General features: G+C 71.6%; 22 protein-coding genes and 1 tRNA gene. 13 read left to right on the top strand and 10 right to left on the bottom strand.

From position 1 onward, the window contains the following. Positions 1-7: 7 nt before the first annotated feature. Positions 8-199: a DUF2842 domain-containing protein gene (locus tag ACTIE5_RS25065; protein ID WP_439552463.1), complete on the top strand. Its 192-nt coding sequence runs from the start codon at positions 8-10 to the stop codon at positions 197-199. Positions 200-344: 145 nt separating this feature from the next. On the opposite strand, the gene ACTIE5_RS25060 is transcribed toward ACTIE5_RS25065, so the two are convergent. The 3 genes from ACTIE5_RS25060 to ACTIE5_RS25050 form a co-directional block, all read right to left on the bottom strand. Then, positions 345-1,142, bottom strand: a complete 798-nt coding sequence (locus ACTIE5_RS25060; protein ID WP_439552462.1) for a TorF family putative porin — start codon at positions 1,140-1,142, stop codon at positions 345-347. A 209-nt stretch (positions 1,143-1,351) separates the two neighbouring features. Then, positions 1,352-2,143, bottom strand: coding sequence for a TorF family putative porin (locus tag ACTIE5_RS25055; protein ID WP_439552461.1), 792 nt, complete (start codon positions 2,141-2,143; stop codon positions 1,352-1,354). Positions 2,144-2,426: 283 nt separating this feature from the next. Continuing rightward, a tRNA-Pro gene (locus ACTIE5_RS25050) sits at positions 2,427-2,503 on the bottom strand. Positions 2,504-2,686: 183 nt separating this feature from the next. Between ACTIE5_RS25050 and ACTIE5_RS25045 the strand changes: the two genes are divergently transcribed. Further along, the gene (locus ACTIE5_RS25045) at positions 2,687-3,142 is read left to right on the top strand and encodes a cytochrome c (RefSeq protein WP_439552460.1); all 456 of its coding nucleotides are present in this window, start codon (positions 2,687-2,689) and stop codon (positions 3,140-3,142) included. A 43-nt stretch (positions 3,143-3,185) separates the two neighbouring features. On the opposite strand, the gene ACTIE5_RS25040 is transcribed toward ACTIE5_RS25045, so the two are convergent. Further along, positions 3,186-3,935, bottom strand: a complete 750-nt coding sequence (locus ACTIE5_RS25040) for a cytochrome b/b6 domain-containing protein (RefSeq protein ID WP_439552459.1) — start codon at positions 3,933-3,935, stop codon at positions 3,186-3,188. A gap of 157 nt (positions 3,936-4,092) precedes the next feature. On the opposite strand from ACTIE5_RS25040, the gene ACTIE5_RS25035 reads away from it, so the two are divergent. After that, positions 4,093-4,863, top strand: coding sequence for a hypothetical protein (locus ACTIE5_RS25035; protein ID WP_439552458.1), 771 nt, complete (start codon positions 4,093-4,095; stop codon positions 4,861-4,863). A gap of 111 nt (positions 4,864-4,974) precedes the next feature. After that, positions 4,975-6,852 carry a LysM peptidoglycan-binding domain-containing protein gene (locus ACTIE5_RS25030; RefSeq protein ID WP_439552457.1) on the top strand — a complete coding sequence of 626 codons (1,878 nt, stop codon included), beginning with the start codon at positions 4,975-4,977 and terminating at the stop codon, positions 6,850-6,852. Here ACTIE5_RS25030 and ACTIE5_RS25025 read toward each other — a convergent pair. Continuing rightward, positions 6,768-7,211, bottom strand: coding sequence for a hypothetical protein (locus ACTIE5_RS25025; RefSeq protein WP_439552456.1), 444 nt, complete (start codon positions 7,209-7,211; stop codon positions 6,768-6,770). The genes ACTIE5_RS25030 and ACTIE5_RS25025 overlap by 85 nt on opposite strands. A gap of 45 nt (positions 7,212-7,256) precedes the next feature. On the opposite strand from ACTIE5_RS25025, the gene ACTIE5_RS25020 reads away from it, so the two are divergent. From ACTIE5_RS25020 to ACTIE5_RS25000, 5 genes are all read left to right on the top strand, one after another. Continuing rightward, a complete protein-coding gene (locus ACTIE5_RS25020; RefSeq protein ID WP_439552455.1) occupies positions 7,257-7,946 on the top strand; it encodes a phosphatidylserine decarboxylase in 690 nt (229 codons plus the stop codon). Further along, positions 7,943-8,812 (top strand): CDP-alcohol phosphatidyltransferase family protein, encoded by an 870-nt coding sequence (locus tag ACTIE5_RS25015; protein ID WP_439552454.1) that lies wholly within the window; start codon positions 7,943-7,945, stop codon positions 8,810-8,812. The genes ACTIE5_RS25020 and ACTIE5_RS25015 overlap by 4 nt, the downstream gene beginning before the upstream one ends. Before the next feature lie 50 nt (positions 8,813-8,862). Then, entirely contained in the window at positions 8,863-9,147 is a 285-nt protein-coding gene (locus ACTIE5_RS25010; protein ID WP_439552453.1) for a DUF427 domain-containing protein, read from the top strand. Positions 9,148-9,231: 84 nt separating this feature from the next. Next, the gene (locus tag ACTIE5_RS25005; protein WP_439552452.1) at positions 9,232-10,083 is read left to right on the top strand and encodes a c-type cytochrome; all 852 of its coding nucleotides are present in this window, start codon (positions 9,232-9,234) and stop codon (positions 10,081-10,083) included. Beyond that, a complete protein-coding gene (locus tag ACTIE5_RS25000) occupies positions 10,080-10,493 on the top strand; it encodes a protein-tyrosine phosphatase family protein (RefSeq protein ID WP_439552451.1) in 414 nt (137 codons plus the stop codon). Before ACTIE5_RS25005 ends, ACTIE5_RS25000 begins: the two co-directional genes overlap by 4 nt. A gap of 47 nt (positions 10,494-10,540) precedes the next feature. Here the strand turns inward: ACTIE5_RS25000 and ACTIE5_RS24995 are convergent, their stop codons facing one another. From ACTIE5_RS24995 to ACTIE5_RS24975, 5 genes are all read right to left on the bottom strand, one after another. Continuing rightward, on the bottom strand, positions 10,541-11,470 hold the full coding sequence (locus ACTIE5_RS24995) for a DMT family transporter (RefSeq protein WP_439552450.1): 930 nt from the start codon (positions 11,468-11,470) through the stop codon (positions 10,541-10,543). 207 nt (positions 11,471-11,677) lie between these two features. Continuing rightward, positions 11,678-12,208, bottom strand: a complete 531-nt coding sequence (locus tag ACTIE5_RS24990; RefSeq protein WP_439552449.1) for a hypothetical protein — start codon at positions 12,206-12,208, stop codon at positions 11,678-11,680. Next, on the bottom strand, positions 12,205-13,455 hold the full coding sequence (locus ACTIE5_RS24985; RefSeq protein WP_439552448.1) for a CaiB/BaiF CoA transferase family protein: 1,251 nt from the start codon (positions 13,453-13,455) through the stop codon (positions 12,205-12,207). The genes ACTIE5_RS24990 and ACTIE5_RS24985 overlap by 4 nt, the downstream gene beginning before the upstream one ends. Continuing rightward, positions 13,452-14,213: a CoA-transferase gene (locus tag ACTIE5_RS24980; protein WP_439552447.1), complete on the bottom strand. Its 762-nt coding sequence runs from the start codon at positions 14,211-14,213 to the stop codon at positions 13,452-13,454. Before ACTIE5_RS24980 ends, ACTIE5_RS24985 begins: the two co-directional genes overlap by 4 nt. Next, on the bottom strand, positions 14,210-15,061 hold the full coding sequence (locus ACTIE5_RS24975; RefSeq protein WP_439552446.1) for a CoA transferase subunit A: 852 nt from the start codon (positions 15,059-15,061) through the stop codon (positions 14,210-14,212). The genes ACTIE5_RS24980 and ACTIE5_RS24975 overlap by 4 nt, the downstream gene beginning before the upstream one ends. 137 nt (positions 15,062-15,198) lie before the next feature. Here ACTIE5_RS24975 and ACTIE5_RS24970 point away from each other — a divergent pair, with 137 nt between their 5' ends. The 4 genes from ACTIE5_RS24970 to ACTIE5_RS24955 are packed head-to-tail and all read left to right on the top strand — an operon-like array spanning position 15,199 to position 20,013. After that, positions 15,199-15,786 (top strand): GNAT family N-acetyltransferase, encoded by a 588-nt coding sequence (locus ACTIE5_RS24970; RefSeq protein ID WP_439552445.1) that lies wholly within the window; start codon positions 15,199-15,201, stop codon positions 15,784-15,786. A gap of 32 nt (positions 15,787-15,818) precedes the next feature. Then, complete coding sequence (locus tag ACTIE5_RS24965; protein WP_439552444.1) at positions 15,819-16,691, top strand: alpha/beta fold hydrolase; 873 nt, start codon at positions 15,819-15,821, stop codon at positions 16,689-16,691. Next, on the top strand, positions 16,688-19,069 hold the full coding sequence (locus ACTIE5_RS24960; protein WP_439552443.1) for a hypothetical protein: 2,382 nt from the start codon (positions 16,688-16,690) through the stop codon (positions 19,067-19,069). Before ACTIE5_RS24965 ends, ACTIE5_RS24960 begins: the two co-directional genes overlap by 4 nt. Beyond that, entirely contained in the window at positions 19,069-20,013 is a 945-nt protein-coding gene (locus ACTIE5_RS24955; protein WP_439552442.1) for a protein-L-isoaspartate O-methyltransferase family protein, read from the top strand. The genes ACTIE5_RS24960 and ACTIE5_RS24955 overlap by 1 nt, the downstream gene beginning before the upstream one ends. Positions 20,014-20,133: the final 120 nt, after the last annotated feature.

The following is a 20,133-nucleotide window of genomic DNA, read 5'->3' as shown; positions in this document are numbered from 1 at the left end:
CCGCGCCATGTCCCGCACCCCCATCGCCCTCACCGTTGGCCTGATCGGCTTCGCGCTCTATGTCATGGTGGTGGTGGCGCTGGCCGACCACGTGCTGCCGCTGCACTGGGCGCTGCAATTCATCTATTTCACGGTCGCCGGCGTGGCCTGGGCCTGGCCCGCCAAGCGGCTGATGTTCTGGGCCGCCGGCGCGCGCTGAGGCGCGCCGGCCTGTTTCAACCCCTGACCGGCGCGCGCTGAGGCACGCCGGCCTGTTTCAACCCCTGACCGGCGCGCGCTGAGGCACGCCGGCCTGTTTCAACCCCTGACCGGCGCGCGCTGAGGCACGCCGGCCGGAAGCGTTCTCAGAAGGGCCGGCTGAGGGTCAGGGTGAAGCGGTTGTCGCAGATCTTCGACCCGCCGAAGCAGTCATTCGCGACGCCGCCGCGTTCCGTCGACAGGGTGTTGTAGATGCCGGTCACGGTGCCGATGATGCCGCCCACGATCTCCCGCGACACGGAGAGGGAGAAGTAGCCGTAGTCCTGGGCGCCGAAGAAGCCGTCCCGGCTGCCGGCGGCGGGAACGATGTTGCGCTCGACCCACTGGTAGCCGACGCGCGGGGAGACGGTGAAGCCGTAGTCGAGCGCCAGGTCGAACCCGCCCTCGAGATAGTAGGCCGCGCCGGATTCGCCCGTGAATTGCGGCGAATAGGCCGCGGTGCCGACGAACTTCACCGGCGCGATCTCATAGCTGGCGCGGAGCGCGAATTCGTAGAAGGCAAGTTCGAACCCGCCGCGCGGCGCGGTATAGCCGGGATAGGCGTAGTAGGTGGCGCCGAGGTCGAGCTTCAGGTCGCCGATGGCGAAGCGGTAGCCCGCCATCAGGTCCACCTCCTGCCGCGCATTGGTGCCGGCGAAGGCGACGTTGCTGAGGAAGGCGCCGACATAGACGCCGCTCTCATGCTCCACATCCAGCGTCAGCTGCGCGGCGGGGCGGTTCCGGGTCTGGCTGAGGCCACGGAACATGTAGTCGCTGGTGATGGCCGGGGTGGTGGTGACCGTCACGCCGAGGCTGTCGATGGTCTGCTGGGCCTGGGATGCCTGCGGCGCGAGCGCGATGCCGCCGGCCAGGGCAGTCGCGGCGAGGAGGGTGGATCGGAGCATCGGACGTATCGCCTTCTGCGGTTGCACTGGGGCGGTCCCGTGCAAACGTGGCGCCACATCCATGCGGCCGGGGCGATGCTCAAGATTTCGTGTACGAGACGCATGGCGTCGCGCTGCCGGGCGGCGCCATGAAAAAAGGCGACGCCCCCCCCGGGGGGACGCCGCCTTCAGGCCGCTCTCAGGCGGGCTGCGTTCAGAATGGGCCGCGTTCAGAACGGGCGGCTGAGGGTCAGCACGGCGCGGCTGTCGCAGACCTTGGTGCCGCCGAAGCATTCCGACCGGCCGCTACCCTGGTTCAGGCTGTTCCAGACCACCGTGCCGGTGCCGATGAAGCCGCCGAAGACCTCCCGCGAAACCGCGAGGGAAAGGGTGTAGTAGTCGGGCGCGCCGAAATGGCCGTCGCGGCTGCCGGCCGGCGGGGCGATGTTGCGCTCCACCATCTGGTAGCCGATGCGGGGCGAGATGGTGAAGCCGTAGTCCAGCGCCATGTCGAAGCCGCCCTCGAGGTAGACGGCGCTGCCGGATTCGCCCGAGAAGTTCGGCGACCAGGCGGCCAGGCCCACGAACTTCACCGGCGCGATCTCATAGCTCGTGCGCAGGGCCAGTTCGTAGAAGTTCAGCTCGAACCCGCCACGGGGCGCGCTGTAGCCGGGGTAGCTGTAGTAGGTGCCGCCGACATCGAGCTTCAGGTCGCCGAGGGCGAAGCGGTAGCCGGCGCTGTAGTCCACTTCCTGCCGCGCATTCGTGCCGGCGAAGGCGACGTTGCTGACGAAGGCGCCGACATAGAAGCCGCTGCTGTGCTCGGCATCGACCGTGACCTGCGCGGCCGGCCGGTCCCGGGTCTGGCTCAGGCCGCGGAAAATGTAGTTGCTGGTCAGCGCCGGCGTCGTCGTGACGGTGAGGCCGAGGCTGTCGATCGCCGTCTGGGCCGTGCCGGCCTGGGACGCCAGCATGACACCGCCGCAGAGCGCCGTGGCGGCAAGGAGAAGATTGCGGGCCATGGGGGGCTCCTTGGCAGGGATGAGATTTATGAAGTTCCCATAGCAGCCCCACACGAATCCGCGAGGTTGATTCCTCAACGTGGTGTTGAATTCATACACCAATGTTGCACGCTTGCATCGCACAGTATCATTAATGAGAAGATCCGGCGCCAGGGGCAGGTCCAGGCGCATCGGATCGAGGAGGCGCCACGCCGGGGTGCCGCCCGGGGTGCCAAGGAAAAGGGGAGCCAAAGAAAAACCCCGCCAGGCTGATGCCTGACGGGGTTCCGTCGCCGCGGCCGATTGGTCGGAGTGAGAGGATTCGAACCTCCGGCCCCTGCGTCCCGAACACAGTGCTCTACCAGGCTGAGCTACACTCCGGTGGGGCGCGGCGAGGCCGGGGCTATAGCGAAGGGGCAATGGGGCGGCAAGGGGGGGGTCCGCCATGGGGGGCAGGCGTAGCGCCCGCCATTGCGACGAAATGCGACAGACGCGCCAAACCGTTGCGCCGGCACTCCGATGCTGCCAGCCTTGGCAGGCTCCGATACCGGAAGGGATGGATGGATGCGCTTCGGGATTCTTGCGGCTGGCGTGGCGATGGCGATGGCGGCAGCGATGCCGGCCTTCGCGCAGGGTGACGTGATTGCCGAGCGGCGCGCGGGATTCCGCATGCTGGGCCAGACGATGGAGGCCTTCACCCAGGCCGTGAACCAGCGCGGCGATACCCGGGCCCTGGCACCGCGGGTGGACCAGATGACCGCCTTCATCAACAGCCTGCCCAACCGCGTGCCGACCGCGTCCCTGACGCCGCCGCAGCCGCAGGGCACGAATGACGGCCAGACCCGCGCGCTGGCCGCCATCGATGGCGACCGCGCCGGCTTCGCGACCCGCGCCAGCAACGCCGCCGCCGCCTTCGCCACGCTGAAGGTGGCCGCGGAAGCCGGCACCGTCACCGCCGATACGCTGCGGACCGTGGGCGCCACCTGCGGCGCCTGCCACACGCCCTTCCGCGCCCGCTGAGGCGCGGCCCCCGGCCATGCACGCGCATGGCCGGGGGTAGGGCTCAGCCGAAGCCGCCCCCGGCGCCGGCCCCCAGCCCCACCACATACCAGACGACCCCCGCCGCCGCCGCCAGCAGCAGCAGCGCGAGCAGCGGGTGCCCCATGCGGGGCTGCGGGCCGCTGTAGCGCGCCGGCACCTTGAGATCCCCCGTCAGCATCGGGCCGACCAGGTTCTGCCCGCGCAGGATGCGGTAGGTGATGACGGCCAATATGTGCAGGACGGAAGCGGCCACGATCACCCAGAACAGCCGCACATGGATGGTGGTCGCGAATGCGCTGTCGCCCTCGCTGACCAGCATGGAAAGCGGGCCGTGCTGGGAATAGGTGAAGCCCGGGTCGTGGTTGGCGAAGAGCCCGGTGCCTGTCTGTGTCAGCAGCAGCAGCAGCAGCGCCAGCACCATCCAGCCGCCGGCCGCGTTGTGGCCGATCTCCACGCCGGTGGGCGGCTGGCGCAGATGGCCGAGGTGGCGCAGCGCCTCGATCGGTGACTTCAGGAAGCTGACGAAGCGCGCGGTGTGGGAACCGACCAGCCCCCAGGCGATGCGGAACAGGATCAGCGTCAGCATCGTGTAGCCGGCCAGCAGGTGCAGGTCCCAGCGGTCTGTCTCGGCGGTCCAGAAGGAGAAGGGGATCAGCAGCACGATGGTCCAGTGCACCAGGCGCACCCAGGGGTCCCAGACCCTCAGCCGCCGCGTGCCGGGGTCCGCCCCCCGTTCCGTATCGGCGCTGCCCCCTGGTGTCGGTTCCGCCATGCCATCCATTCCGCTGTCGTTGCGCGGGGGATTAGGCCGCGCCGGGCCGGCGGCCGCAAGTTTCGTTCGGTGACGGACCCTTTCATCCCCCGGGCCGGCACCCGGGCGCCGCGATGCATCATTGCGCGAGGCGGCGGGGTGGCGGCAGGAAGGGGGCATGGATGCATCGATGCTCTGGCCCGGCCTAGTGGCGCTACTGGCGGCGACGGCGGTCGGGGCCGCGGGGCGGCTCGGCCGGCGGCCCGGGTTGGCGGCGCTGGCTGCCGCCGCGGGTCTGCTCGCGGGGTGGTGGTGGACGATGGGGCTGGTGACGGCATCGCCCCGGCAATTGCCGGAACGGCTGCCGCTGCTGGCCGCCGGCCTGCTGCTGCTGGCGGGAATCGGCGCCGCCGCTTCCGGGCGCGGGCGCTGGATCGCCCCCGCCATCGCGGGCGCAGGCGCGCTGGCCACGGGGTGGTGGATGGCGGGCGCGCCGCGCACCGAGGCGGATCTGGCGGCAGCGCTGCCGGTGCTGGCGGGGGTGACGGCGCTGGCGCTGCTGCTGCTGCGGCGCGATGCCGCATGGGTCGCGCCCGCGGCCGCGCTGGCGCTGCTGGCGGGGCTGGTGCTGGCACGGCTGCCCGGGCCCGGGGTGGTGCTGGGGCTGGTGGCGGTGGCGGCGGCGCTGGGGGGGATGCTGGCGGGACGATCGGCCGGGCGGACCTCGGTGGCGGCGGCGATGCCCCTGGCGGGGGGATTGGCGGCGCTGGCGGCGCTGCCGCTGCTCGCCCGGGGCGCGGCGGCGGATTGGGCGGTGGTGGCGGCGCCGGTCGCGCTGGCCTGGGCGGGGCCGGTGCTGCGGCGGGTATTCCCTGTCCAGATGCCGCCCGCCGCGCTGTCGGTCCTGGCCGCGTTGGCCTGCCTCGGGGGGGTGTGGCTTTTGCGTTGACACGTTGCAGCGAAATCACGGCCGTGGCTTCCAGGCCCTTGTGCCGACGCGACTTCACGCTCTAGTTACAGAGGTATGAAGCCCAGCGGGCGCGTCCTGTTGATCGTGGCCATGGCCGCTGGTGGCCTGGCCGCTTATGTCGCCAGCCAGTTCGCATCGCCGGATCCGGTGCGGGTCGCGACCTCGCGCCCACCTGCCGGCACGGAAACCCGCCCGGTTCTGGTGCCGCCGCCCGCCGCCCCGGCGGCAAGCCCGGCCGCCCCGGCCCCCGCCATCATCGCCCCCGCTACCCCCGCCGTAGCGCTGGAACCCCCGCGCTTCGATGTTGCCCGCGTCGGGGCCCGCGGCAATGTCGTCGTCGCCGGCCGCGCCGCCCCGGGGTCCGAGGTGCTGCTGCTGGAGGATGAGCGGGAGATCGGCCGCACCCGCGCCGATGCCCGCGGCGAATGGGTGATCCTGCCCGCTGACCCGCTGCGCCCCGGTACCCGCCAGTTCAGCCTGCGCGGCCGCCTGGGCGGCGCGGAAATCGCGGGCCCGGATGTGGTCGTCGTCGTCGTGCCCGACCCCGCCGTGCTGGCCGAAGCCGCCGCGCGCGAAGCGGCCGAACGCGCCGAGGCGCTGGCCCGCGCCGAAGCCGCCGCCCGCGCCGAGGCTGAGGCCCGTGCCGCGACGCTCGCACGGCTTGAGGAAATGGCCCGCCAGGCCGCCGCCCAGGCGGAGCGCGAGGCGCGCGAGGCCGCGGAGCGCGCCGAGGCGACCGCCCGTGCCGAAGCCGCCGCAAGGGCCGAGGCGCAGGCGCGCCGGGAAGCCGAGGAGCGCGCCGCCGCCGAGGCCCGCATGGCCGAGGAACGGTCCCGCGCCGAGGCCCTGGCCCGCCGCCAGGCCGAGGAACGCGCCGCCGCCGAGGCCCGCGCCGCCGAACAGGCCGCCCGCCTGGCCGCCGAGGCCCGCGCCGCCGAGGAAGCCGCCCGCGCCCAGGCGCAGGCCCGGATGGAGGCGGAGGCCCGCGCCGCCGCCCAGATCCGCCTTGCCGAAGCCACCGCCCGGGCCGAGGCCGCCGCCCGCGCCGAGGAAGCCGCCCGCGCCGAGGCCAATGCCCGGGTCGATGCCGCCCTCCGCGTGGCCGAAAGCGCTGCCCGCGCCGCGGAGGCCAGCGCCCGCGCGGCGGAGATTTCCGCGCGCGCCGCCGAAGCGGCATCCCGCGCCGCGGAGATTGCCATGCGCCAGGAGACCCTGGCGCGCGCCGAGGCCGAGGCCTCCGCCCGCGCCGAGGCCACCCGCCGCACCGAACAGGCCCGCCAGGCGGAAGCCGCGCGCCAGGCCGAGGAAGCCCGCCTCGCCGTGGCCCGCCAGGCGGAAGCCGCGCGCCAACAGGCGGCCCGGCCGGCGCCGCCCGCGGCCCCGCAGCAGCCGATGGTGGTGCTGGTGCCAGGCGCGCCCGACGCCACGCCGCGCATCCTGCAGACGCCGGCCAGCACGACGCCGCGCCGGGGCCTTGGCCTTGATGTGGTGGATTACGACGATGCCGGCGGCATGCGCTTCTCCGGCAGCGCGGCGCCGGGCGCGCCGGTGCGCATCTATGTGAACGGCGTCCATGCCGGCGATTCGCGGGCGGATGCGGCCGGGCGCTGGGTGCTGACGCCGCCGACCGTGCCGGCCATCGGCCGCCATCGCGTGCGGGTGGACCAACTGGCGGCCAATGGCGCGGTCTCCGCGCGGGTGGAACTGCCCTTCCAGCGGGAAAGCGTGCCGCAGGGCGACATTCCGGAAGGCCGGGTGATCGTGCAGCCCGGCAACAGCCTGTGGCGCCTAGCGCGCGCGGCCTACGGGCGCGGTGTGCTCTACACCGTGATCTACGAAGCCAATCGCGACCAGATCCGCAACCCGGACCTGATCTTCCCGGGTCAGGTCTTCACCCTGCCCCCCGCGCCCCCGGCGCCGGCGCCCCGCACGGCATCCAGGCCGGCCGATTCCAGCCGATCCAGGTAGGGGTCGAGCGCGAGGGCGAAGGCCACCATGGCCCGGACCAGCGCGGTTGCCGTCACCTCCCCCTGCCGCGGCATCGCCGCTTCCAGCCTGACGCGGTGGTCCGGCAGCAGCCGCAGGCGCCAGCCTTCCGGCATGTCCGGCGCCATTTCCCCCAATGCCGCGAAGGCGCCGGGCCGGACTTCGGCCCGTTCCGCCGTGTAGGGGACCGCGCCGGCCTGGATCGTCAGGCTGACCTGGCCCTCATCGAAGGTGGCCTCGCAGTCCCGGCCGCGCCATTCGAAGCGCATCGCGGGCTGGCGCTGGGGGGTCAGGGACCCGTCCTCGGCGACAAGGAATGGGCCATGGGCGATCTGTGTCATACCTCCCATGTTGTCCGGATAGAGTGAACGGACCATAAGCGCCGCATGAGCCTGATCGACAGCTTCCGCCTCGTCCTCGCCAAGCCGCATCCGGCCGGGCGTCCCTTCATCTATGCCGGCGTCGCCGTCGCCGCGGTCGGAGGGCTGCTGCTGGGCAAGTGGCTGTTCTGGCCGGGCGTGGCCTTCACGCTGTTCTGCTTCTACTTCTTCCGGGACCCCGAACGGGTCATGCCACCACGGCCCGGGGTGGTGATCGCGCCCGCGGATGGGCGCGTGGTGATGGTGGGGCCGGCGGTGCCGCCGGCGGAGCTCGGCCTGGGCGACGTGCCGCGCTGGCGCGTCTGCATCTTCCTCTCGGTCCTCGATGTGCATGTGAACCGCGTGCCGGTGGATGGCGTGGTGACGCGCATCGCCTACCGCAAGGGCGCCTTCCTCAATGCCAGCCTGGACAAGGCGAGCGACGAGAATGAACGCAACGCGCTGGCCATCCGCATGCCGGATGGCCGCGATGTGGCGGTGGTGCAGATCGCCGGGCTGATCGCGCGGCGCATCCTCTGCCATGTGCGGGAACAGGATCAGGTGATGGCGGGCGACCGCTTCGGGATCATCCGCTTCGGCAGCCGCACCGATGTCTACCTGCCGGAAGGCGTGCGGCCGCTGGTCGCGGTCGGCCAGCTGATGATCGGCGGCGAGACGGTGGTGGCCGACCTCAACGCGACAGGCCCGCGCGCATGAGCGAGGAAGGCCGCAAGCCGCTGCACAGGCTGCGCCGGCGCTTCCGCCCGCGCACCCGGCCGCGCTTCGACGGCCAGTCCTTCAACCGGCTGATCCCGAACATCCTGACCATGCTCGGCCTCTGTGCCGGGCTGGTGGCGATCCGCTTCGCGATCGACGGGCGCTGGGCGCCGGCGGCGGGGATGATCGTCGTCGCCGCGGTGATCGACGGGCTGGACGGGCGCCTGGCGCGGCTGCTGAAGGCGACATCGCGCTTCGGCGCGGAATTCGACAGCCTGGCGGATTTCCTCAGCTTCGGCGTGGCGCCGGCGCTGATCCTCTACCTCTGGTCCATGCAGGCGGTGGGGCCGCTGGGCTTCGTGCCCTGCCTGCTCTTCGCGGTCTGCTCCTCCCTCCGCCTGGCGCGGTTCAATGCCTCGCTCGATATCGGGCCGGCGCCGCAGCCAGCCTATGCCTACAACTTCTTCACCGGCGTGCCGGCGCCGGCGGGGGCGGGCTGCGCGCTGTTTCCCCTGTTCGCCGGCTTGGCGCTGGCGGAGTGGGGGTGGGATGGCACGGCGGCCTTCATCCGGCACCCCATGCTGGTGGGCATCGTGCTGGTGGCGGTGGGCGGGCTGATGGTCTCCACCCTGCCGACCTGGTCCTTCAAGAATTTCCGCATCCCGCGGGCGGCAATCCTGCCGCTGCTGCTGGGGGTGGGCTTCTATGTGGCGCTGCTGCTCGCGGAGCCCTGGGCGGCGCTGGCGGCGGGCGGGTTCATCTATCTCGGCATGCTGCCCTTCTCGCTCCGGTCCTACCTGATGCTGAAGCAGGAGGCCGAGGCGTTGATCGAGCAGGAGCCGGAGGCCACCCCCGGCGCGCCTTGAAGGAGGCCGCCGCCGCGCCACCTGCCCCCCGGGGCAGGGCAGGCGGGCGGATGGCACGGGCGATCTGGAACGGCGCGGTGATCGCGGAAAGCGACGCGGTGGAGACGGTGGAGGGCAACCTCTATTTTCCCCGCGCCGCGGTGAAGGCCGATTTCCTGCGCGACAGCAGCCACACCACGGTCTGCGGCTGGAAGGGCACGGCGCGCTACCACGACATCGTCGTGCAGGGCCGCACCAACGCAGCGGCGGCCTGGTACTACCCGGACCCCAGCCCGGCGGCCGCAAACATCCGTGACCACATCGCTTTCTGGCGGGGCGTCACGGTCGAAGCCTGATCGAGGCCGAACCGGTTGCATTGCCCCCACCCCTTCCCTGCGGCAGGCTGTCGCCGCCGGGCAAGGAATGGGGAGTTTTCCAGGATGAAGCGCTTCATGGGCGCGGCCTTGGCCGCGCTGTTCCTCAGCATGACAAGCGGGGCCCTGCCCGCCGCCGCGCAGGATGCCGCGTTGCTGGAACGGGGCAGGCACCTCGTGGAAGTGACGGGCGCCTGCGGCAATTGCCACACGCCGATGGGCCCGCAGGGGCCCGACATGACCCGGGCGCTGGCCGGTGGGAACGTCTTCGACGAACCGCCCTTCCGGGCCGTCGCCCCCAACATCACGCCGGACCCGGAGACGGGGATCGGCCGCTGGACGGATGCGCAGATCGGCCGCGCGATCCGGGAAGGCATCCGGCCGGATGGGCGCATCATCGGGCCGCCCATGCCGATGGGCCTCTATCGCGGCCTGTCGGACCGGGATGTGGCGGCGATGGTCGCCTATCTCCGCACCGTACCCCCGGTGCGCAACGCGGTGGAGGCGAGCGTCTATCGCATCCCCCTGCCCCCGGCCTATGGCCCGCCCGTCACCAGCGTACCGGAACCCGCGGACAACCCGATCGCGCGCGGCGCCTACCTGGCCAATGCGGTGGCGCATTGCATGGAATGCCACACGCCGATGGTGGAGGGCCGGAACGATTTCAGCCGGATCGGCGCGGGGGGCATGGAATTCCGCGGCCCCTGGGGCGTTTCCGTGGCCCGCAACCTGACGCCCCATGCGAACGGCATCGGCGGCTGGACGGATGCGGAGATCATCCGCGCCATCACCACCGGCGTGTCGCAGACCGGCCGGCCGCTGGCCCCGCCCATGGCCTTCTGGGCCTATCGCAACATGACGCCGGGGGAGCTGTCCGACCTGGTCAGCTACCTCCGCAGCCTGCCCCCGCTGCCATGAAGGTTCGTGGAACACTGCCGCTGGTGGTTGCGGGGCAGCCCGTCACCATCACGGGCGGCCCCTTCGATGCCATCCCGGATGGCGCCTTCGGGGTGTGCCTGGAGATGCAGGCCGAGAAGGCCTGGCTGGCCGATGTCGCGGTACCAACGCCCGATTTCGGCCTGCCGGACCCCGCGGTGCTGCGTGACGCCGTGGGCCGGGTGCTGGCGCAGCTACAGGCGGAGCCGGGGCGCCCCGTGCATGTGGGCTGCCGCGCGGGAATCGGCCGGACGGGCCTGTTCATGGCCTGCCTGTCCCGCGCGGCGGGGGTGGAGGGCGATGCGCTGGACTATGTGCGCGCCCATTACCTGGCCCATGCGGCGGAAACGGCGGAGCAGCAGGCCATGGCGCGCGGGTTCCGCTGGCCGTGAAGCGGCGCCGGACGGCTTGGCGACGAATTGCGTCGTCAATGCCCTGGTCATCCTGCCGCTGAAGCCCGCCTGAACAGGCGGCCATCGATCAGCAGCAGGCCCGTGCCGATCACGGCCATGCCGGCGAAGTGGCGGGGGGCCAGCGCCTCATCCAGCAGCAGCCAGCCCAGCAGCAGGGCGGAGACGGGGACCAGCAGCGTGACCAGCATGGTGTTGGTGGCGCCCGCGCCAGCCAGGATGGCGTAGTACAGCGCATAGGCCAGGGCGGTCGCGACCAGTCCCAGGACCGCCAGCGCCACCACCGCCTCGGCCGGCGGCACCGGCAGCGCCCAGGGATGCTCGAAGCCCAGCGACAGGGGCAGCATCATCAGGCAGGCCGTCGCGCATTGCCCGGTGGCGGCCGGCAGCGGCGCCAGGCCGGCGCGCTTCACGCGGCGGGACCAGACGCCCGACAGCCCATAGGACAGGCAGGCGCCGAGGCAGAGCGCGATGCCGAGTGCCTCCCCTCCCCCATCCTGATTTCCAGGGGCAAGGTCGAAGGCGACGGGGCCGATCAGGATGGCGACGCCGGCCACGCCCGTCAGCGCGCCCGCCAGGCGGTTCGGCGTCAGCCTTTCGTCATCCGCCAGCCAATGGGCGCAGAGCACGGCGAAGACCGGCGTCGCGGCATTCACCACGGCGGCGAGGCCGGAGGGGATGAATTGCAGGCCGAGTACGATCAGGGTGAAGGGGATGGCGTTGTTCAGCAGCCCCATCCCCGCGCAGGCCAGCCAGGCCTGGCGGCCGCGCGGCATTTCCTGACGCAAGGCGAGGCAGGCCAGGCCCAGCACCAGCGCCGCCATGGCGGTGCGGGCGCAGACGATGGTGAAGGGCGGAAAGCCCCGCAGCGCCACCGCCATGGTGAGGAAGGACCCGCCCCAGGCGAGGGAGAGGGCGATGAGCAGGCCCCAGAGGCGCGGCGACATGGGTGCGGGCATGGCGCGTCTTAGGCGGGGGGCGCGTGGAGACGCCATCCGGCGGTTGCGCCGGGCAGGCATGCGGGGCGGAGAGGGCGCTGCCCTCCCCACACCCCTCCCACCAGGGTCCAACCGGACCCTGGACCGTCGCCAATTGACGATGGTCCAGGGGGGTCTCCCCCCTGGCATGGGGGGTGCGGGGGGAGCGGCGCTCCCCCCGCGGCGCGTTCAGGCGAAGCCGAACTTCTCCATCGCCGCCGCATGCCGCGCGATGGCGGCCGCCGTCTGTTCGCGAATAGCGGCGACATCAGCCTCCGGCATCGCGACGATCTGGTACAGCCGCCGTTCCGTCGGCGTGCCGCGATGCACGCCGGGGGTGACGTAGAAGGGCGGCTCCTCCGACACCTGCGCGATCTCGGCCGCGGTCAGGGACGCATCGGTCGGCGCCCGCTTCACATACCATTGCCGCAGCAGCACCGGCTGGCCGTCGAGAGTCGCGAGCGCGCCCTGGTTGCCGTGGTCGATGCGCCAGCGATTGGCGGTCACTTCCTCGAGCGAGATGTTCATCTCCATGCCGCCGACCTTGGCCCCCCACTGGGTGAAGCCTTCCCGGCGGCCGGGGCCCATGGGCTTCAGCCGGGGGCGCTGGCGCGCGGGGATGGACTTCTCGTCGAAGGCCTTGCCCCAGAGGGCGAGCAGGCGGTCGATTTCCGCCGGCTGTTCGATGGCGCGGAGGCTGCGCGGTGGTTCCCTGCTCATGTGCGGCGCGTACCCACCACGATTCCCTTTGCTTTCAACTCATCCACCTCATCCGCCGTGAAGCCGTGGCGGGCCAGAATGTCATCACCGTGTTCGTTGAACCGCGGCGGGGCGGCACGGGTGCCGCCGGGCGTGCGGCTCATCTTGATGGGCGTGCCGAGGCCTTTATAGGCGCCAAGCTCCGTCACCATCTCGCGATGGGCGGTATGGGCCGCATTCATCGCTTCGTCCACATGCAGGACGGGCCCCGCCGGCACGCCGGCCTTGAGGAGACGGTCGCAGAGGTCGTGGCCGTCCTCCGCCGCCAGCCGCGCCTCGATGATTTCCGTCAGCTGGTCGCGGTTGGTCAGGCGATCGCCGTTGGTCCGGAACCGCGCATCGTCGGGCAGCGACTTGAGGGAGAGGAAGTCGCAGAACTTGCGGAAGGCAGGATCATTGCCGACGGCGAGGAAGACCTCGCAGGTCGCGGTGCGGTATTTCGAATAAGGGCTGATGTTCGGGTGCGGGTTGCCGGTGGCCTTGGGGCGGCGGTCATTGAGGAAATAGTTGGCGGCCTGCGGGTGCAGCAGGGCCATCCCGCAATCATGTAGAGACATGTCGAGGAACTGGCCCTGCCCGCTGCGGTTGCGTTCCTGCAGCGCCATCAGGATGGCGATGGCGGAATAGAGGCCCGTCGCGAGATCGACGATCGGCGTGCCCATGCGCAGCGGGCCCGTATCGGCGTTGCCGTTGATGGACATGAGGCCGACCATCGCCTGGATGACCGCGTCATAGCCGGGCAGCGACCCCAGCGGCCCGTCCGGGCCGAAGCCGGAGACGCGGCAATGGACCAGCGTCGGGAAGCGCTTCGAGAGCACTTCCTGGTAGCCCATGCCCCATTTCTCCATGGCGCCGGGCTTGTAGTTCTCGATCAGCACATCGGCGCCTTCGAGCAGGCGCAGCAATACGGCGCGGCCTTCCGGCTTGCCGAGGTCGAGGGCGAGGGACCGCTTGTTGCGGTTCACGCCGATGAAGTAGCTGGCGGAGCCCTCCACGAAGGGGGGGCCCCAGTCGCGGACCTCATCGCCCTGCGGCGGTTCGATCTTCACCACCTCCGCCCCGTGGTCGGAGAGGATCATGGTGCAGTAGGGGCCACCGAGGACGCGGGTGAGGTCGATGACCTTCAGGCCCGCGAGGGCGCCGGCGGATTTGGCCAGGCCTTTGCCCTCAGGGGTGGGGCCCTCCGGGGTGGGAACGGCGTCCGTCATGCAGCAAGCTTCCTTGAGAAAACACGGGCACAGAAATCGGGATAGGTTTCCAGCATCTCGTCGCAGACGGGACCACGCAGCAGCGCCAGTTCTTCCGGCGTCGGGTCGGGCGTCTGCGGGATCTCGGCCGGCATGTCGAAATCGAAGCCGGTCGCGGCGCGGATGGTCTCGACGCTCTCACCGGGGTGCAGGCTCGCCAGGGTGAAGCGGGCGGTGGTGGCGTCGAAGGTGAAGACGCATTTCCCCGTCACCAGCGCCTGGGCCGTGCCGCGGCGGAAGACGCCGGGTTCGGAGACGCCGGGGGCGGAGATGTTGTCGACGCGCGGCACCAGGACGCGGGGCGAATGCTCCTCCCGGAACAGGATCGTGCGCGGCGTCATGAAATACATGAAGGCGGAGCCGAAGCTGCCGGGGAAGCGGACACCGCCGTGGGGCGAACCTCCCGGCCATTCGCCGGTGCCGACCAGGTTCAGGTTGGCCTGGCCGTCGATCTGCCCGCCGCCGAGGAAGAACAGGTCGATCCGCCCCTGCCCCGTCAGGTCGAAGAGTTCGCGGGACCCCTCCGTGAAGGGGTTTCCCGAACGCTTGTGCAGCAGCGACAGGCGGACGGGGTGGCCCGATTTCCGCACCAGCCAGCAGGCGGCGGCGGGGATGGGGGATGCGGCGCCCACCGCGATGTGGCGGGCGGGCGGGGCGGCGGGGTCCAGGATCAGCCGGGCCAGCGCAGCGGCGAGCCGTTCCTCGGGCTGGATGGTCATTCGGCGGCCCTCGCGATGGGCTTGTCGGCGCTCCGCGCCGGGGGCCCATTGAAGACGTAGCGGTCGAGGTACTCGCGGAACCCCGCCTCGGTCTTGGCCAGGCGGGCATATTCCGCGACATGGGCTGCATCGAAGCCGTATTCGTCCAGCAGCGCCACGGGCCAGGCGCCGCGTTCGGCCACCGCCACGGCCTCGATATAGGTGCCGCTGATGCAACCCGGCGCCAGGCGCTCATCCTCCAGCATGTCGCCGGGGACCATCCGCTCGACAGTCGCGAGCACCCGCTTCGAAGCGTGGGCCACCGTGGAAAGTTCGCGGCGGCGGCCGGTCCAGACATTGCCGGCCTCATCGGCCATGACGCCGTGGATCAGGGCAACATCGGGCTGGCGGGCGGGGAGGATGACGATCAGGTCGCCGCCATCGGCGAAGGGGTTGTCGATGACCTTCCAGTCCGGGCGATGGGCCAGGATGTCGCTGCCGATGATGCCGCGCAGCGGCATGAAGGGCACGCCCTTCTCGGCGGCCTGGAGCATGGTGTGGATGGCGGGGCAGGTCGCATCCCGCACCAAGATCGTGCCGGCCTTCAGCGCCTGGGTGAAGCGTGGCGCGAAGCCGGCCTCGCCCAGGGAAACCGCGCTGGTCTCGATCTCCGCCACGCAGCCGGCGCCGATCAGAAGGTCGGTCGCGAAGCCGGAGACGGGGACGCCGAGCAGGCGCAAGCCGCGGGCGCCGCGGCGGATCAGGGCGCGGGCGAGCGCCACGGAGGGCAGGGAATTGTCGGGCGGCAGGGCGACCAGCGCCCCATCCGGCACGCTGGCGGCCAGGGTATCGACGGTTGGCGAGGTCATGAGGCGGCTCCTTCCCGGTGCGGAACCTAGTCCCCCCGGCGCGGCGCGCCAACCTGTTCCCCGGCCTTCCGCGCCAACCTGCATGCGGCGCGCCGCGGCCATGCTAGGCTTTCCCCGGGAAGAGGGGGGTTTTCCGCATGGCCCAGGGAAAGACGCCGGTGACACTGCATGGCCCGCGCGTGACGCTGCGGCCCTGGCGGCTGCCGGAGGATCTCGCCCCGCTCTTCGCCATCAATGGCGACCCGGAGGCCATGCGCTTCTTCGCCAATACCCATGACCGCGCGGAAAGCGACGCCTGGGGCCGGCGGATCGCGAGCCTGTTCGGGGACCGGGGCTACGGCTTCTGGGTGGTGGAGCTGAAGGGGCAGGGCATGGCCGGCGTGGTCGGCCTGCAACCCGTGCTGTTCGACGCGCCCTTCAGCCGCCCCGAGGACCCTGCCATCGAGATCGGCTGGCGGATCGCGACGCGATTCCAGCGCCAGGGCCTGGCGGAGGAGGCGGCGCGGATCGCTCTCGCCTACGGCTTCGGCCCGGCGGGGCTGGACCGCGTGGTGGCCTTCACGCCCCCGGCCAATGTCCCGTCCTGGTCGCTGATGGAGAAGCTCGGCATGCAGCGGGAGGCGAGCTTCGACCATCCTCGGTTGCCGGAGGGGCATCCGCTGCGCCACCACCTGCTCTATGCCGTGACGCGGCGGGACTGGATCGACAGCCGGATCGGCGGCTAAGGCTTCCCGCTACGGGGTTGGGGGAATCGGGCATGGGCTTCGCCGGGGTGGTCACACGGCGGAGCCTGATGGCGGCGCCCTTCCTGCTGGCGGCCCCCGCCCGGGCACAACCGCAGGCAACCAGCCGGTATTTCGTCGCCTCCGACCAGACGCGCCTGCATTTCCTGGAAGCCGGCGCGGGGCCGACCGTGGTCTTCGTGCCGGGCTGGTCCATGCCGGCCTGGATCTTCACGCCACAGATCGAACAGCTGGCGCAGCGCTACCGCGTGGTGGTGCTGGACCCCCGCGGGCAGGGGCAGTCCGACATCGCGCGGTCGGGCTACGAGCCCACGCGGCGCGGGCGGGACATCGCGGAGCTGCTGCCGCATATGGGCCCGGGGCGGGTGGTGCTGGCGGGCTGGTCGCTGGGTGTGCTGGATGTGCTGTCCTGGCTCAGCCAGGCGGGTGATGCGCGGCTCGCGGGCCTCGTGCTGATCGACAATTCGGTGGGGGAAGGCGATCCGCCGGCCGCCGGCAACGGGCGCTTCCTGCAGAACCTCCGCGCCAACCGGGATGCGACGGTGCGGGGCTTCGTGGCGTCGATGTTCCGCACGCCGCAGACGCCCGCCTATCTGGACCGCCTGGCGCGCGATGCGCAGCGGATGCGGGTGGAGGACAGCATCCGGCTGCTGTCCTATGCGCGGCCACGGGAGTTCTGGCGCGACACGCTCTACGCCACGCGAAGACCCGTGCTCTACGCCGTCACGCCGCGCTTCCGGGGCCAGGCGGAGCTGGTGGCGCAGAAACACGCCAATGCCCGCATCGACATCTACGAGGATGCCGGCCACGCGCTGTTCGTGGATGCCGCCGCGCGCTTCAACACGCGCATGGAAACCTTCATGGCGCGCGAGGCTGCCTTCACGTGATGCGCGCCCTGCTGCCGCTGTTCCTGCTCTCCGCCGCGGCCGTCGGCGTGGAGATCGCGCTGACGCGCTTCTTCGCCGTCGCGAGCTTTTCCGAATATGGCTACTGGGTGATCTCCATCGCCATGACGGGCTTCGCCGTCTCCGGCGTCGTGATGGTGCTGGGGCGGGAGGCGTTTCTCCGGCGCGCGGCGACGCTGCTGCCGGCGCTGCCGCTCGCGATGCTGGTGGCCGGGGCGGCGGGGTGGATCGCGGCGGCGGCCAATCCCTTCAACCCGCTGGAGCTGCAGAACCCCGCGACCGCCTGGCCGCAGCTGGAGAACATCCTCGGCTACTACGCGGCCTTGTTCCCCTTCTTCTTCCTGGCCGGGCTGGCGGTGTCGCTGAACTTCGTGGCGCGGCCGGAACGCATCGGCTTGGTCTATGGCTATGATTTGCTGGGCGCCGGCGCGGGGGCGGTGGCGGCGCTGCTGCTGATGCTGGTGCTGCACCCCTTCCACCTGGTGCCGGCGCTGCTGCCCTTGCTGGCGATCGCCACCGCGCTGGCGGGCGGTGTGCGCTGGCGCATCGCGGCCGTTGTGGTGCTGGTGGCGGCGGAGGCGGCGGTCCTGGCCTTCGCCGTGCCGGCGGTCAGCCAGTACAAGCCGGTCTATGCGCCGCTGAACGTGCAGGGCGGGCAGGTGCTGGGCGAATGGACCAGCCCGCGCGGCTTCTACCAGCTGCTCGACAATTTCACCGAACGGCTCGACACCGACGTCACCAACAACGCCGGCTCCATGGGGCTGCCGGCGCCGCCGCGCGCCTACGGCCTGTATCGCGACGGCAACCGGATCGCGGCGCTGCCGATGCGCGTGCCGCCGGAGGCCGGCCACGCGCCGGGCGCGCTGGATGCGGCGCCCTACGCGCTGCTCAATGCGCCCCGCGTGCTGCTGCTGGGCGCCGCGGGCGGGTTCCGGCCGGCGGAGGCGCTGGCGCTGGGCGCGGCCCATGTCACGGTGATCGAGCCCGAGCCGGTGCTGCGGGACGCGCTGCGGCACGGCCTCGGCCCCGTGCCGCCGATGGCTGCCGATCCGCGCGTCACGCTCTCTGCCGCGCATCCGCTGCGGGCCGAGGGGCGCTTCGATCTTGTCGATGTCAGCGGCGATTTCCTCGGCGCCGATGACCAGAACCGCCATGCCTATACGCGCGAAGCGATGGCGGCGCGGCTGGCGCAGCTTGATCCGGGCGGGATGCTCTCCATCCCCGTCAGCATCCGCGAATTGCCGGCCTATGCGGTGCGCGTGATCGCGACGGCGCAGGCGGCACTGCGCCTGGCGGGGGTTGCCGATCCGGGCGCGCATCTCGCCGTCATCCGATCCGCCTGGAACCTCCGCGTGCTGGTGGCGCGGGAGCCTTTCGACGAGGCGCGTGTCGCGACGCTGCTGGCGTTCGCGGAGGCGCGGAGCTTCGACCTCTCCTGGGCACCGGGCCTGCCACCGGGGCGGGAGGTGTGGAACGAATTGTCGGCGGTCTCGCTGGATAGCGGCGGCGTGGATAGCGGGACCGGCGCCTCCGCCGATGCGGTGGCGGAGGAAGCGGCGGCGCTGCTGGCCGGTACGCCGCGGGAGGATGCCTTCGACCGCTCGCCGCTCACCGCCGACCGTCCCTGGCTCAGCCCGCTGGTGCGGCTGCCGGCCGTGGGCGCGGCGATCGAACGAATGGAAGTGCTGCCCCAGCCCGAGATCGGGCTGCTGGTGAATGTGGCCGTGCTGGCGCAGGCGGCGCTGCTGGCGCTGCTGGTGGCGGGCCTTCCGCTGCTCGCGCGCGGCGCGCTGCGCGTCCGCCCGGCGATGATGGGACGCGCGCTGGTGTTCTTCCCGGCGCTGGGCCTCGGTTTCCTGATGGTGGAGATCGCGCTGATCGAACAGGCGGCGCTGCTGCTGGGGGATCGCACCGCGGGCTTCGCGCTGGTGCTGACGGCGATGCTGGTCTTCTCCGGCCTGGGCGCGATGTGGGCGGGGCGCGTCGCGCGGCCTGGCCGGGCGCTGCATCTGGCGGCGCTGCTGGCGCTGGTTCTCGGCGTCGGCGCGGCCTTCGCGCTGCCGGGGGCGGTGGCGGCGGCGCTGGATCTGCCCTTCGCCGTTCGCGCGGTGTTGCTGGTGCTGGCGCTGGCACCGCTGTCGCTGGCGATGGGGATGCCCTTCCCGCTGGGCCTCGACCGCTTCCGGCAGGAGGGTCCGGCGCTGCTGCCCTGGGCCTGGGCGCTGAACGGGGCGTTTTCCGTGGTCGCCACGCCGCTGGCGAATCTCATTGCTCACGGAATCGGCATCGCGCCATTGTTGCTGGCAGGTGCGGCTTGTTACCTTGCCGTCGCCATCGCCTGGCCCCGGAGTTCCGCCTGATGACCGCCTTCCGCCTGAACCGACGCGCGCTGCTGGTCACGGGGGTTTTCTCGGGGCTTGCGCTGCCCACCGTGGCGCGGGCGCAGACGACCCCGTGGTCGCGGGAGGCCTTCAACGCCGCCATGCGCGCATCCGGGCGCAATGGCGATGTCTCTGCCGCCACCTTCCAGGCGATCCAGCAGCGGAAGGCGCGCGCGCTGGCCAGCATCGAGAGCTACCTGAAGGCGCGCTTCCAGGGAGAGGCCGACCCGGCGGTGCTGCGCGCCTTCGCGGAGGTGCCGCGCGAGTATTTCCACTACAATTACGATGGTGGCCGCGCATCGCCCGGCGATGCCTATGAGGCTGAGGCCAAGCCCTGGTCCGTCGGCTTCGGTTCCGCGCTCTCCGACTATCTCGGCCAGGCCTACATGACGCAGGTCTGCGCGCCGAAGCCCGACCATGTGGTGCTGGAGATCGGCACGGGGTCCGGCTTCCAGTCCGCGCTGCTGTCGCGGATCGTGGCCAAGCAGTACTCCATCGAGATCATCGAGCCGCTGGGCCGTGGCGTGTCGAGGATCTTCGAGCCGCTGGGCTACACGAATGTCCAGACCCGCGTCGGCGACGGCTTCTTCGGCTGGCCGGAAGTGGAAGGCGGCTTCGACACCATCATCGTGACCTGCGCCGCGCAATATGTGCCGCCCGCGATCATCCAGCAATTGAAGCCCGGCGGCCGCCTGGTGATCCCGATCGGGCAGCCTTTCCGGCGGGGTCAGTTCCTCTATGTCTATACGAAGGAGGAGGATGGGCGCGTGCGCAGCCGCAAGGATGTGGGCGTGTATTTCATCCCCATGACGGGGGCGATGATGAACCGCCCGCCGCCGCCCGGCACGCCCGTGGCCCCGGCGGGGGAGCCGGTAGCGCCTTCTCCGGGGCATGCGCCCATCCCCCGCCGCCCGGCCGGCTGACGACGGTCCAGGCCCGTCTCGGGCCTGGCGGTAGGGGTCTGGGGAAGGCAGCGCCTTCCCCAGTCTTTCCCATTGCATCGCGTGCCGCCCCGCGCGAGCCTTCCCGCAACTCAGGGGAAG

It is taken from the genome of Falsiroseomonas sp., assembly GCF_051859025.1.
Taxonomy (GTDB): domain Bacteria; phylum Pseudomonadota; class Alphaproteobacteria; order Acetobacterales; family Acetobacteraceae; genus Falsiroseomonas.
This window is presented reverse-complemented; position numbering and strand designations above follow the sequence as displayed.